The following is a 14,252-nucleotide window of genomic DNA, read 5'->3' as shown; positions in this document are numbered from 1 at the left end:
ACGCAGAGCGTCGAGAGCTGCATTCCACTGGAGCGCACGGAACGATAATCTCAACTATCGTGCGACGCTCTGCGTCGGCATGCCGTTCGCTAAAACCACCTGTCCGGCAACAAATTCCTTGCATACCACGGTCTGCGTGGCACGCGGCGTAACAGGTTGCTCAATTTGTCATCCGCCGCAAAGGTAATCCGCAGCGCAAGCTTCATCACTTCCGGGTCCATTTCCATGGTCGTGCCCGCCGCCTGCCCCGGCACGGTGCTGCAACCGTGGGTTTCCGGGCCCAGCCACGGGTCGCTGACTTCAACCCAGCGGCTTGGCGCGAACCATGGCACGCCGTTGACTTCCAGGCGTTTCACTTCGCCCGGATGAAAACGCTCGTGGGCGCGGAACCAGTCGTCGATGCGGTCGTCGATCCAGCCGTGGAACATCCAGAACACCGGGTTCACATGGGACGAGAACGGGTCGGCGAGAAAGTCGTTTTCCGGCTCGAACCAGCGCTCGGCGAAGTCATCCGAGCGGCGTGCCATGGGCACCGGCTGGCCGTTGGCCGGGTCGCGGGCCACCGAGGCCCAGCGCATGTGCAGCCAGTCGTGCAGCTCCAGCTCGACCTGCGAACCGAATTGCCCCAACGTCAGCTTCGACAGAAAACGCGGATCGCGGTACTGCGATTCCCACACCTCGAAATGCGTGTGGTACGTCTCGTGGCCTTTGATGTCACTGACCAATTGCGTGTATTCCTCGTCGCCCTGCGCCAGCCAGTTGGGCGGCAAGGCGCAGCCATCGTGATTGTCGAAGTAGCGGGCAAAGCCCAGCCGGTCACGCTCAAGCTCCGGTTGCGGCAACGGAAAGCGCGGCCACGACGGCAGGTCTTGAATCTTGCGCGCCTGAATCAGCATGTGCCGGTGCATGTAAAAGAAGTCTTCACCCGAACCGTTGCGGTCCTTGTGCGGGCCACGGGCATCACGTTCTTTGTCGCGGGGCCCCGGCTGCCAGCCGATGCCGCGCAGGGCATCGCGCTTGTCTTCGGGCAGCTTGTGCCATTTATCCCGAGACGCATGCCAGAGTTGGTGAAACAGGCGGTGTTCCTTTGAAACCAGCCAGGCCAGAAACGGCGGGCTTAAACCCACCCGCTCACGCGCCTCGGGAAACACCTGTTTGATGGCGATCAGGCGGTTTTCCAGCTCCGGCAGGGCCAATGGCCGATCCAGTCGATCGACACGCCCGCTGAGCGTGCCACTGCCGGCATTGCCGAACGCGCCCCAGACTTCATCGAGGGTCAGGCTGAATTCATAATCCGGGGTGTCGCTGTGCGGATCATTGCCCGCATGCCCATCCATGACCCGCAGATACAGTTTCGCGGCATTGGCCGGTTGCAGGTCGCCGATCACCCGAAAGCGTGGCATGCCATCGCCACGCAACTGCCCGGCGGTGTCGATATAGCCGCGCAGGCCGCGCCCACGCGGGGCAATGTCGAGAAACATTTCCAGACCTTGCAGCGGCGCCCCGCTCAGCCCGGCATCGCGGCCCTCGAAACGCAGGGTCCACACGCCACGCAGCTTGTCGGCCAGGCGCTGAGTGGCGGTGTCCGCAGGCCCGGCCGTGGCCTCGCCCGGCGTCACGGGTTCCTCGACTCGGGTGAGTTCGCGGTGCGCGTAATAAGCAGCCGGAAGCGCCGCGCCGGTCAGCGCCAGCCCTGCCATGAACCCTCGTCGAGAAATCGTCATTGCCTACCTGTTCAACCCGAGACCGCCGTTATCCAAGCTAGAACGTAAAACCGACAGACAAATTTAGCTCAACGCCTGCACACAGCACGTTGCGCTAAATTTTTCGCCCATCCGCTCGTTCTCCACCAGATAGCAACGGCCCTTGCAGGCCGCGCAACGGTTAATCAAACGAGACGGAAATGACAAGACCGCGTTGGAAAAAGGCTCTCTTCATCGGCCTGCCGCTGGCTCTGGCCATCAGTGCAGGCGCGGGTTTTCTGGCCTGGAATTACTGGTCGCCTGCCGGTTACCCGGTCAAGGTGATGAAGCAGGCCGACGACCTGCAAGAGCGGATCATTTCCTTCGACAGCCACATCACCGTGCCGATGAAGTTCGGCAGCGAGGGCAACGAGGCCGACAAGGACGGTTCGGGGCAGTTCGACCTGGTGAAAACCGCCCGCGGCAGGCTCTCCGGCGCGGCACTGACGATCTTCGGCTGGCCGGAAATCTGGAACGGCGACAACGCCCCGCATCGTCCGACCCCCGGCTTTGTTGACGAAGCGCGTCATCAGCAGGAAGTGCGCTACAAGATCATCACCGGCATGGTCCGCGATTTTCCCAATCAGGTCGGCATTGCCTACACCCCGGACGACATGCGCCGCCTGCACGGCGAGGGCAAGTTTGCGATCTTCATCAGCATGCTCAACGCCTACCCGCTGGGCGACGACCTGAACCTGCTGGACCACTGGACCGCGCGTGGCATGCGCATGTTCGGTTTCAGCTACGTCGGCAATAACAGCTGGGCCGACTCTTCGCGGCCCCTGCCCTTCCTCAACGACACGCCCGACGCACTGGGCGGCCTGTCGGAGATCGGCAAGCAGGCGGTGCAGCGCCTCAATGACCTGGGCGTGATCATCGACGTGTCGCAGATGTCGAGCAAGGCGCTGCTGCAGGTCAGCCAGTTGAGCCGTACGCCGATGGTCGCCTCGCACTCGGCGCCGCGCGCGCTGGTGGACATCCCGCGCAACCTCAGTGACGAGGAAATGCAGCTCATCAAACAGAGCGGCGGCGTGGTGCAGATCGTGGCATTCCCGGCGTATTTGAAGCCGCTGACCCAGAAGACCCAAGACAAGCTCAACGCCCTGCGCGAGGATTTTGACCTGCCGCCGCTGCCGAATCTGGCCATGGCGCTGATGCCCGGCGACCCGATCATCACCGTCTGGCCCGAACAGCGCTTCGGTGCCTACGCCAGCAAGCTGTACGCGATTCTTGAGGAAGAACCCAAGGCCACGGTCAAGGATTTCGTCGACGCCATCGATTACACGGTCAGGAAGATCGGTATCGACCATGTCGGCATCAGCTCCGACTTCAACGATGGCGGCGGCGTGAAAGGCTTCAACGACGTCAGCGAGGTCCGCAACGTGACCGCCGAGCTGATCGAACGCGGTTACGCCGAAGCCGACATCACCAAACTCTGGGGCGGCAATTTCCTGCGCGTCTGGGAACAGGTTCAAGCCTCGGCGCGCCCGGCGGCCAAACCATGAACCTTTCAAACGCCGTTATCCGATCATCAGGCGAAACCGCTCATGACTGACCGCAGAACCTTCCTCAAGCAGGCCGGCGTACTCGCTGCCGCCCTGCCACTGGGCTCCAGCCTGGCAACAGCAGCCGAATCAAAAACAGCGCCCGAGCCAGCCGCCACAGACAAATGGGCACGCCTTAAACAGCTGTTCAATCAGGACCCGGATTACGTCCACTTTTCCAACTTTCTGGTCACTTCGCACCCCAAACCGGTGCGCGACGCCATCGAACAGCATCGTGCGCACATCGACCGCAATCCTGGCCTGGCGATGGACTGGGACTTGCAGGAAACCGAACGCCGCGAACACGATGTTCGCGTCTGGGCGGGCAAGTACCTGAACGCCCAACCCGGCCAGATCGCCCTGACCGGCAGCACCACCGAAGGGCTGTCGATGATTTACGGCGGTCTTCATGTGCGCCCGGATCAGGAAATCCTCACCACCGAGCACGAACACTCCTGCACCCGCGACATCCTCAAATTCCGTCAGCAGCGCGAAGGCACGCAGGTGCGCAAGATTCGCCTGTTCAAATACCCGGCCACTGTTTCGGCAGACGAAATCATTGGTTCCATCGCCCGCAGCATTCAGCCAAAGACGCGCGTGCTGGGCATGACCTGGGTGCAGTCCGGCAGCGGTGTGAAACTGCCGATTGGCGCCATCGGTGATCTGGTCGAAGAACACAACCGCAACCGTGACGACAAGGATCGCATCCTGTACGTGGTCGATGGCGTGCACGGCTTTGGCGTCGAGAACCTGGATTTCCCGGACATGAACTGCGACTTCTATGTCGCCGGCACGCACAAGTGGATGTTTGGCCCGCGCGGCACCGGCATCGTCTGCGCCCGCTCGGAGCAGGTGAAGGACCTCACGCCGTTGATCCCGACGTTCTCGGAGGCGACCCACTTCGGCACGATCATGACGCCCGGCGGCTATCACTCGTTCGAGCATCGCTGGGCGCTGAACGAAGCGTTCAAGCTGCACCTGCAACTGGGTAAGGCCGAGGTGCAGTCGCGCATTCACGAGCTCAACAGCTACCTCAAGCAGCGTCTTCATGCACAGCCGAATGTCGAGCTGGTGACGCCGATGGACCCGGCACTGTCGGCGGGTTTCAGTTTCTTCCGGCTCAAGGGCCAGGAAAGTGACGAGGTGGCCGCGTGGCTGATGAAACAACGCATGGTGGTCGATGCGGTGAGCCGCGATGTCGGCCCGGTAGTCCGCACGGCGCCAGGGCTGCTGAACAACGAAGCCGAAATCGACCGCTTCATGGCCCTGCTCGGCCAGCGCGCCTGACGCGCACGCACTGAATCACCTGTTTTCCGTTTTCCATCGAGACCCGTCATGAAAAAAACACTGCTGTCCCTTTCCGTCGTGCTCGGCCTGTTGCTGGGCGGCACCGCCCTCGCCGCCACGCCCGTCTCGGTGCCGGTGCCCGCGCCCAGTAAGACATTCAAGGACTGCAAGGATTGCCCGGAAATGGTCGTGCTGCCTGCGGGCACCTTCACCATGGGCGCGCCCGAGGAAGAAATGGGCCGCCAGCCGGACGAAGGCCCGCTGCATGACGTGACCTTCGCCAAACCGTTCGCCATCAGCCAGTTTCAGGTACTGGCCGGCGAATGGGACGCCTATATCAAAAGCTCCGGTTACAAAATGCCGGACGGCGACACCCGCCCAGGCCGCGAGTGCAAGGCCGGCAAGCCACGCTACCCGTTGACCGCGCGCCAGCCCGCGGTGTGCATGGACTGGAACGAGGCCAAGGCCTACGTCGAATGGCTGTCGAAGAAGACCGGCAAGTCTTACCACATGGTCAGCGAAGCCCAGCGCGAATACGCGGCACGCGGCGGCAGCAAGGGTTCGTTCCCGTTCCCGATGGACGAAGGCAAACCGTACAGCATCGCCAAGCACGCCAACACCTACGGCCCGGAAGACGGTTTCAGCTACACCGCACCGGCTGGCAGCTACAGCCCGAACGATTTCGGCATCTACGACGCCCACGGCAACGTCTACGAATGGACCGCCGATTGCGAGACCAGCAACTACAACGGCGCGCCCACCGATGGCAGCGCGTGGCTGGCCGGCGATTGCACCTGGAAGATGATTCGCGGCAATGACTGGACCGAAGCGCCGATCTTCTCCCGCTCCGGCAATCGCAACAGCCGCCAGCCCGACGTGCGTGGCGACTGGCTGGGCTTTCGGGTCGCGCGCGACCTGTAACGCACTTCATGCGCGCGCCCTGCGATGGATGCAGGCCGCACTCACGGACACTGACGAGACACACCATGACCCGCAAAACTGAAAGCCTCGCCCGGGAAACCCTGAGGATCCTCAAGCCGTTCTGGTGGCTGGTGGCGCTGTCAACCGTGCTGGGCATCGTCAGTGGCCTGAGCGTCACCGGCCTGCTGGCCACCATCAACACTGCGCTGAACATGCCCGGCGGCCCAGACACCCACACCGCGCTGCTGTTCGCCGGGTTGTGTGTGCTGACCCTGGCCTGCTCGACACTGTCCAACCTGTCGACCAACTACGTCGGCCAGCGCGTGGTCGCCAATCTGCGTCGCGAGCTTGCCGCCAAGGTGCTGGTCGCGCCCATCGAGCAACTGGAGCGCTACCGCTCGCACCGTTTGATTCCGGTGCTGCTCAACGACGTCAACACCCTCAGCACGTTTGCCCTGTCGGTCGCGCCGATGGTGATTTCGTTCACCGTCACCCTGGGCTGCCTGACCTATCTGGCGCTGTTGTCGTGGCAGATTCTGGCGCTGACCGTGCTCACAGTGGTGCTCGGCACCGGCGCGCAGTACCTGGCCCATGCAGTCGGCATGCGCAGCATTCTGGCCTCACGCAACAGCGAAGACGAACTGCAGAAGCACTATCAGGCGCTGTCCGCAGGTGCCAAGGAGCTGCGCATTCAGCGCAAACGCCGTCAGCACATGCTCGACGAGAAGATTCACGGTGCCACCGAAAACATCTGCCGCTCGAACATTCGTGCCGCCAACATCTTCGTCAGCGCGGAAACCTTCGGTTCAATGCTGTTCTTTGCCGTGATCGGCATGGCCATCGCCTTCCAGGCCATGTGGCCCACCACTGAAAAAACCGTGCTGGGCGGCTTCGTGCTGGTGATGCTGTACATGAAAGGCCCGCTGGAACGTCTGATTACCGCCCTGCCCGGCATCAGCCGCGCTCAGATCGCCATGCGCCGTATTGCCGAGCTGTCGTGGAAGTTTTCCAGCCCCGAACCGCACCTGCTGGTCAGCGACCGCCCTAACTCACTGGCGAATATGCAGACCCTGGAACTGCACAACCTGCGCTATGACTACCCGCCGGTCGAGGGCGGCGACGCCTTTCACCTCGGCCCGGTGGACCTGAGCATCAAACAGGGCGATATCGTGTTCATTGTCGGCGAAAACGGCTGCGGCAAGACCACGTTGATCAAACTGCTGCTGGGCCTGTACACGCCGCAACAGGGCGAAATCCACCTGAATGGCCAAGCCGTAACCCCGGAAAATCTCGACGATTACCGCCAGTTGTTCACCACGATCTTTGCCGACTATTACCTGTTCGATGAGCCCCTGCAGGGTGAGGCCGCATTGCCGAACGACGCCGGCAAATACCTGGAGCGGCTGGACATCGCGCACAAGGTCAGCATCAAGGACGGCGCGTTTACCACCACCGATCTGTCCACCGGCCAGCGCAAGCGCCTGGCACTGATCAATGCCTGGCTGGACGAGCGTCAGGTGCTGGTCTTCGACGAGTGGGCCGCTGACCAGGACCCGGCGTTCCGGCGCGTGTTCTACACCGAACTGCTGCCGGAGCTTAAGCAACAGGGCAAAACCATCATCGTCATCTCCCACGACGACCGCTACTTCTACATCGCCGATCAGTTGGTACGCATGCAGGCGGGCCGGATCGAGGTCGAGCAGGTGCTCAACGAGGCCGCTCCCGCCTGAGTCAGGCGCATTGAAACGCCCCGCCCGGCCTGGCCGCGAGCGGGGCTTTTTGTTGCCCGGCGCAGTCACGCCCGACCCAGCCAGATAGCCAAGCGCCATCTTTTTTCGGGAATTGTGAAAAATTCATTAAATAATCGCTAATCGCTTTCGTTCTCATTAACAGCGAACTGCTGCGGACAGCCATTTTCCTGCCTGGTTCCCAATAAAAAAAGTTGCTCACCTTTGCCCTGTCGATGGCTGAACCCGACTGCGCAGACCTGAACAACGCTCCCAATCTCCTTGCCGATACCCACTGGAAAGAGCCAATTCATGCACAACCCGTCACGCCTCACCCCGCTCAGCAATGCGCTGCTGCTCCGTCAGATGTTCCGTTCCCGGCCATCCATGGCGGCCATGGGTCTTGCGCTCTGCATGCCGGTCGCCACACAGGCGCAGGAAGCCGCCGCAGACGGTTCGACCCAAACAGCCACGGTCAACCTGGCGCCGACTGCAATCGACTCGCAGTACCTGGGCACCGCCACTGACGGCACCGGTTCGTACACCACGGGCGCGGTGAGCATCGGCAAGGGCGCGCCGCAGTCGCTGCGTGAAACGCCACAATCGGTGAGCGTGATGACTCGGCAGGTCATGGATGACAACAACCTCAACAGCTTGAGCAAAGTGCTGGAAGACACGCCCGGTATCACCTTCCAGTACCGCAACTTCGGCGGTCACGTGTACACCTCGCGTGGCTTCTCGTTGCTGGCGGAAAGCTTTCTGGTCGACGGCATAGGCGGTCAGGGCTATCAGATCACCGGCTGGATGCAGCCGGACATGGCCATTTATGACCGCGTGGAAGTGCTGCGCGGTGCGTCCGGCCTGCTGGTCGGTGCCGGTCAGCCTGGTGGTGCTGTCAATCTGGTGCGCAAACGCCCGACGGCCGACAACAAGTTCTCGATCACGACTCGCGCAGGTTCGTGGGACCAGTATCGCGTCGATCTGGACGGCAGCGGCAAGCTCAATGATTCGGGCACGGTGCGCGGGCGCATGGTGGCGGCCTACGATGACAGCGGTTCTTATCTGGACGGCCGCGACAGCCGCACCCCGCTGCTGTACGGCATCGTCGAAGCCGACGTGAGCGATGACACCACCCTGACCATGAGCCTGCGTCGCCAGGAGCAAGTCATCAACGGCTACTCGATCTATGGCCTGCCGCGCTACAGTAATGGCCAGTCGCTGAACCTGTCGCGCTCGACCAACCTGGCGCAGAAGTGGAACCGTCTCGAAAGCGACATGACCGAGGTCTTTACCGAAGTCGCGCACCGCTTCAATGAAGACTGGATCAGCAAGACGTCGTTGACCTATTCGCAGGGCGGGTTTGACCAGGCTATTGCGTATGCAAGGGGAGCGGTCAACCCTACGACGCTGGCAGGCTCTACCTTCCAGAACACACTCTTTCGCAGAGACGAAGTGGACAGCACCGGCCTGAACACCCAACTGGAAGGTAACTTCAACGCTTTCGGCCTTGAGCATCAGGTGACGTTGGGCGCCGACTGGTCGAAACAGAACGCCAATACGCATCAGGCTACTGCACTAACCCGATCCGCGATCAATATTTTCGACGTCAACCAGAGCGCGTTCGCCAAGCCCGCGCGTCCGGCCTGGACCACCGACATCGACACCACCGAAGAACGCGCAGGCCTTTATGCCAACACGCGCATTCACCTGAGCGAACCGTTGAGCGTGGTGCTCGGCAGCCGCCTGAGCTGGTATGACTACACGTACGACGTCAAAACCGGCGCAGCCAACAGTTACGAATCCAAACAGACTCAGGAATTCACCCCGTTCGCAGGCGTCATCTATGACATCAACGACAGTTGGTCGTGGTACGCCAGTTATGCAGATATCTTTACGCCACAAGCCAACTACGTCACCGCTGGCGGCTCGCCACTGGACCCGGCCATCGGTTCCAACTACGAAACCGGTTTCAAGGGTGAGCTGTTCGACAAGCGTATGAACCTGTCGATGGCGCTGTTCTACATCAAGCAAAAAGATGTAGCCGGCGTGGACGTGAACACTACCGAGCTCTGCCCTACCAGCTCCGACGGCTCCTGCTACCTGCAGGACGGCATCAGCCGCAGCAAGGGTGTCGACGTCGAAGCCAGCGGCGAAGTACTGCCGGGTCTGCAAGTGTTCGGCGGCTATACCTTCAACATGCTGCGCAACAATGGCGATTCGGATGTCGCCTACGAAACGCCGAAACACCTGCTGCGCCTGAACACCAGCTACAACCTGCCGGGCGCCTGGAACCGCCTGACACTGGGCACCGGTGTGTCGGCGGACTCTGGCTACGAAGTGCCGTCCAACAAACAGCTGGGTGTCGCCGGCAAGGCCATCTGGGATGCGCGGGCCTCGTGGAAACTGGACGAGAACTGGAAGGTCTCGCTCAACGCCGAAAACCTCTTCGACCGCAAGTACTACAGCACCTCGATCGCCACCGACCGCTCCAACGTCTACGGCGAACCGCGCAGCTACGTCCTGACCTTGCGGGGGGATTTCTAATCTGAGTCCAGGCTTTTGATTGTGGCCGAAGGCCGTGGGAGCGAGCCGGGCGACGCTTCGTTTGTTCGCGAATAAGTCAGTATGTTCTCCGAAAATGCATTGTCTGAACGACCGTCTTCGCGAACAAGTTCGCTCCCACAGGGATTTGCATTTATCCTGCACCCTCGACTTCAACGAGCCACCCCTCCCATGCCAACACCCTCCAGCCGCCTGCGCACAGGACGCGTGAAAACGTGTGGCCTGCGTCTGGGCGGGCTGGTGCTGGCATTGGCTTTTCAGGGCGAGGTACTGGCTGAAGAGTTCGACTTCGATATCCCCGCACAGGCCCTGAATAGTGCCCTCAAGGAACTGGGGCGACAAGGCGACCTGCAAATCCTCTACAACCCCGACGATGTGAACGGCAAGCTCGGCAGCGCGGTACACGGCAGGTTGACGCCTGAACAGGCGGTGGCGGACCTGCTGAAAAAAGCCGACGTGGCGCACAGCTTCGAGGCCAACACCCTGATCCTCGGCATCGCCGCCTCCGCGCAGCCCATGAACCTGGGGCCGGTGGCAATCAAAGGCGACCATTTCGGTATCACCACCGAAGGCAGCGGTTCGTATGCGGCCACCGGCGTGATCATCAACAAGACGTCACAGTCGCTGCGTGATACCCCGCAGTCAGTCACCGTCATGACCCGCCAGTTGATGAACGACAAGAACCTCACCGGCCTGGACGAGGTGATGGCGCAAACGCCCGGCATCACTTTTTCGCAACGCAATTTCGGCTCTCATGTGTTCAGCTCACGGGGCTTTGCGCTGGAGGACGAAAGCTACACCATTGATGGCGTGGCCGGTCAGGGTTACAGCGTGACCGGCTGGATGACCCCGGACATGGAAATCTACGACCGCGTCGAAGTGCTGCGTGGCGCGGCCGGGCTGCTGATCGGTGCGGGCAACCCCGGTGGCGCGGTCAATCTGGTGCGCAAGCGGCCGACCGCAATACCGCAGCTGTCGATCACCACCCGCGCCGGCAGTTGGGACCAGTACCGCGTCGATCTGGACGCCAGCAGCAAGCTCAACGATTCGGGCAGCGTGCGCGGGCGCTTTGTAACCTCTTACGAAGACCGTGGCTCTTTCATCGACGGGCTGCAAAAAACCGCGCCGCTGCTGTACGGCATTCTGGAAACCGACCTGAGCGAAGACACCACACTGACCCTGGGCTTGCGCCATCAGAGCGCGGACATTCACGGCTTTTCGATTTTCGGCCTGCCCCGCTACAGCAACGGCAAGGCTGTCGATCTGCCGCGCGCCACCTCGCTGGCGCAGGGCTGGAACCGCCACCAGACGCGAACCGACGAAGTGTTCAGCGAACTGGAAACCCACTTTGACGAAAACTGGAGCGGCACGCTGTCTGCCACTCACTCCGATGGCGCTTTCGAGCAGAAAGTCGCCTATGCACAAGGTGCCATAGACCCTGCGACCCAAAGCGGTTCGCGTCTGGTCAAAACCCTGTTTCGCTCGGACGCGCTGCAAAGCGACGGTTTCGACAGCCACCTGGACGGTCGTTTCGACGCCTTTGGCCTGACCCATCAGGTGACGGTCGGTGGCAATTGGTCCGAGCAAAAACGTGATTCTCGCTACGCCACCGTCAACGCCAATCAGCCGCTGGACATCTTCAATACCGATCACAACGCGATTGCAGAACCTGCGCGTCCGGCCTGGCGCAGCACCGACTACAGCGACAAGCGTTATGGCGTTTACAGCAACCTGCGCCTGAGCCTGACCGAGTCGTTGAGCCTGGTCATGGGCGGCCGGGTCAGTTGGTATGACTATCAGAGCCAGTCCGCAGGCGTGACCACTCGCGCCCAGGAAAACAATCAGGTCACGCCGTTTCTGGGTGTGATCTACGACCTGAACCGCGACTGGTCGTGGTACGCCAGCTACACCGATATCTTTCTGCCGCAGAGCGGTTATCGAAACGCATCCGGCGCATTCCTTGATCCGGCCATCGGCGCCAGCCATGAAACCGGCATCAAAGGCGAGCTGTTCGACAAGCGCCTGAACGTGTCTTTTGCGCTGTTCTATGTGAAACAGAAAGACGTGGCGGTCGAGGACGATGCCCATGCGGGCCAGTGCCTGAGCAACGACGCTTACGGCACCTGCTACCTCAATGGCGACATCCGGCGCAGCAAGGGTATCGACATGGAAATCAGTGGCGAGCCGCTGCCTGGGCTGCAGACCCTGGCCGGTTACACCTTCAACCTTACGCGCGGCAGCGATGGGCAATCTATTTCGGCAGAAACACCCCGGCACATGTTGCGCCTGTCCAGCAGCTACACCCTGCCCGGCACCTGGCGTCGCCTGACTGTCGGTGGCGGTGTGTCGGCGCAAAGCGGCTACTCGGAACACGAGACGACCCAGCCCATCGACAACCCCGGCCGCGCCATCTGGGACGCGCGGGCCTCGTGGAAAATCGACGAACACTGGTCAGTGGCGCTCAACGGCAACAACCTGCTCGATCGTAAATACTACAAGGCCACCGGCGACATCGACCGCGGCAACTACTACGGCGATCCGCGCAACTACGTCCTGACGTTGCGCGGGGATTTTTAGCAGCCCGACTCTGACCAGTTATAGTTATAAACAGATCTTTTGGGGGCAGCCCACTTTTGTGGGAGCGGACTTGTCCGCGAAGACGATGTTTCAGACGACGCATTTTCGGAAAATGTACCGGCCCTTTCGCGGACAAGTCCGCTCCCACGCCCTTCGGGCAGAAGCGCGTCGTGTGTGCGGACCGGGCGACGCTTCGCTTGTCCGCGAACTGCCGGGAACCGGTAGCAAAAACCAGCCGCCTCGGTGCACCAGATACAACCAGGTTGGCCGGTTTTGGGTCCGCTTCGCAGCCCATCGCGGACAAGTCCCACGGAGGCTTTGTGGACACCCTGTTTTATTGCCATTTCCCAGCAGATCCCACAAATGCGAAGCGTCGCCCGGTCCATTCCCACAGGTGGGAATGCCGTTCGTGACGCTCTGCGTCACACAAGCCGTTCGGCAAGCCCCTGCAGAAAAGCCTCCGCGAGCACCACGTTGTCGTGCCGCTGATCAACCGTTATCGAGCTGCGCAGCCCGTTCACCGAGCACTGTTCAAGCAGTACCGCTTCAGCCCTGGCAATCTGCCCGGGCGCGCGGCTCTGCCCGGCCCACCAGCAATCGGCCTGCACGTTGAGCTTTTTCAGGGTAAACGCCTGGCTCAGTTGCGCGTTGGCTTCCAGCAGTTTGTAACCGGTTTCGATCTCGTCCTGCACGGCGATGTCCTGAAAGATGCTGCGCAGGTTGTCGGCGTTCATTCCGGCTTGCTGTGCAACCTTGTCCACCACCCAGTCAATCACCTCACCCTCGCTGGCAACCGAGTGCCGGGCGGTTTCGATCAGGCCGACAATCGACGCTTCCTGCAAGCCCGGCACAAACGCCTGCAGGCTTTTGATCAGGCTGCGGTAATAGTTTTCGCCCTGTTTCTGTGTGGTGACTTCCGGCGCTTCCTCGACCCACTCCATCGCCAGCGACGCAGGCAGTTGCGTGTCCACCAGCCCGAGGAAACTCACTGTGTCGCCGTCACGCTCGAGCACATGCGCCACCTCGATGGCCAGCGCGCCACCCATCGACCAGCCCAGCAGGTTGTAAGGCCCGTGCGGCTGTGTCGTACGAATCTGCTCGACGTAATAAGCAACCATTTCCTGCCACGACGTATCAAACCAGCCCGGCACCACGTAGGCCTTGTTGACCAGCCCGTAAACCGGTCGGCTGTCGTTCAATTGACCCGCCAGCGGGTAATACGAGTACGTGCCGCCGCCGCCCGGTGGCAGGCAAAACAGTGGCGCAGCGCCGGATTGATTGGCGTTCATGGCGATGACGGCTGACTTGACCCTGGCCTCGTCAGCGCGCATGAAATCGGCCAGCTCACCGAGGGTCTGCATCAGTAGAAAATCATGCAGTTTGATGGAGATATCGAACGTCTCGCGAATCCTCCCCGCCAGCGAAACTGCCAGTAGCGAGTGCCCGCCCAGCGCGAAGAAGTTGTCGTTCAGACCGACCTGTTCGACCTGCAACACCTGCTCCCACAGCGCCGCCAAACGCTGCTCGAATTCCGTACGCGGTGCGACGTAACCCTGCTGCGACTGGCTGACATCCGGTTTGGGCAGCGCGCGGCGATCCAGTTTGCCGTTGGCGGTCAGCGGCATCACATCGATGAAGACAAAGTATGTCGGCACCATGTAGTCCGGCACGTGAGCCTTGAGGTGCGTCTTCAAGGCTTCGCGCAGAGCATCCGGGGCTTGGTCAACGTCGGTCGGCACCAGATACGCCACCAGCTGCTTGCCCGACGGCCCATCGATATCGATCACATTGGCTTCGCGCACACCTGCATGCTCATGCAGACGCGCTTCGATTTCGCCCAGCTCGATGCGCAGGCCACGAATTTTCACTTGGTGGTCGATGCGCCCGGCGTA

The 14,252-nt window shown here is 61.5% G+C and carries 8 protein-coding genes; 6 read left to right on the top strand and 2 right to left on the bottom strand.

The features are described from left to right. Positions 1 to 89 precede the first annotated feature (89 nt). A complete protein-coding gene (gene pvdP / locus DW49_RS0127280; protein WP_024420052.1) occupies positions 90 to 1,724 on the bottom strand; it encodes a pyoverdine maturation tyrosinase PvdP in 1,635 nt (544 codons plus the stop codon). 179 nt (positions 1,725 to 1,903) lie between these two features. Here pvdP and pvdM point away from each other — a divergent pair, with 179 nt between their 5' ends. The 6 genes from pvdM to DW49_RS0127245 all read left to right on the top strand — a co-directional run bounded on the left by pvdM (position 1,904) and on the right by DW49_RS0127245 (position 12,360). Further along, on the top strand, positions 1,904 to 3,247 hold the full coding sequence (pvdM, locus tag DW49_RS0127275) for a pyoverdine-tailoring dipeptidase-like protein PvdM (protein ID WP_005617190.1): 1,344 nt from the start codon (positions 1,904 to 1,906) through the stop codon (positions 3,245 to 3,247). A 42-nt stretch (positions 3,248 to 3,289) separates the two neighbouring features. Further along, positions 3,290 to 4,573, top strand: coding sequence for a pyoverdine-tailoring periplasmic protein PvdN (pvdN, locus tag DW49_RS0127270; RefSeq protein WP_005617188.1), 1,284 nt, complete (start codon positions 3,290 to 3,292; stop codon positions 4,571 to 4,573). Positions 4,574 to 4,621: 48 nt separating this feature from the next. Further along, the gene (gene pvdO / locus DW49_RS0127265) at positions 4,622 to 5,494 is read left to right on the top strand and encodes a dihydropyoverdine dehydrogenase (protein WP_005617185.1); all 873 of its coding nucleotides are present in this window, start codon (positions 4,622 to 4,624) and stop codon (positions 5,492 to 5,494) included. Positions 5,495 to 5,559: 65 nt separating this feature from the next. Beyond that, positions 5,560 to 7,224 (top strand): cyclic peptide export ABC transporter, encoded by a 1,665-nt coding sequence (locus DW49_RS0127260; RefSeq protein ID WP_005617182.1) that lies wholly within the window; start codon positions 5,560 to 5,562, stop codon positions 7,222 to 7,224. A gap of 309 nt (positions 7,225 to 7,533) precedes the next feature. Beyond that, positions 7,534 to 9,765 (top strand): TonB-dependent siderophore receptor, encoded by a 2,232-nt coding sequence (locus tag DW49_RS0127250; RefSeq protein WP_005617172.1) that lies wholly within the window; start codon positions 7,534 to 7,536, stop codon positions 9,763 to 9,765. 189 nt (positions 9,766 to 9,954) lie between these two features. Continuing rightward, on the top strand, positions 9,955 to 12,360 hold the full coding sequence (locus DW49_RS0127245) for a TonB-dependent siderophore receptor (protein ID WP_005617171.1): 2,406 nt from the start codon (positions 9,955 to 9,957) through the stop codon (positions 12,358 to 12,360). A gap of 422 nt (positions 12,361 to 12,782) precedes the next feature. On the opposite strand, the gene DW49_RS0127240 is transcribed toward DW49_RS0127245, so the two are convergent. Further along, positions 12,783 to 14,252, bottom strand: a 1,470-nt coding sequence (locus DW49_RS0127240) for a thioesterase domain-containing protein (protein ID WP_024421035.1), incomplete at its 5' end; no start/stop codon positions are given.

Origin of the sequence: Pseudomonas avellanae BPIC 631 (genome assembly GCF_000444135.1) — a bacterium.
GTDB lineage: Bacteria > Pseudomonadota > Gammaproteobacteria > Pseudomonadales > Pseudomonadaceae > Aquipseudomonas > Aquipseudomonas avellanae.
This window is presented reverse-complemented; position numbering and strand designations above follow the sequence as displayed.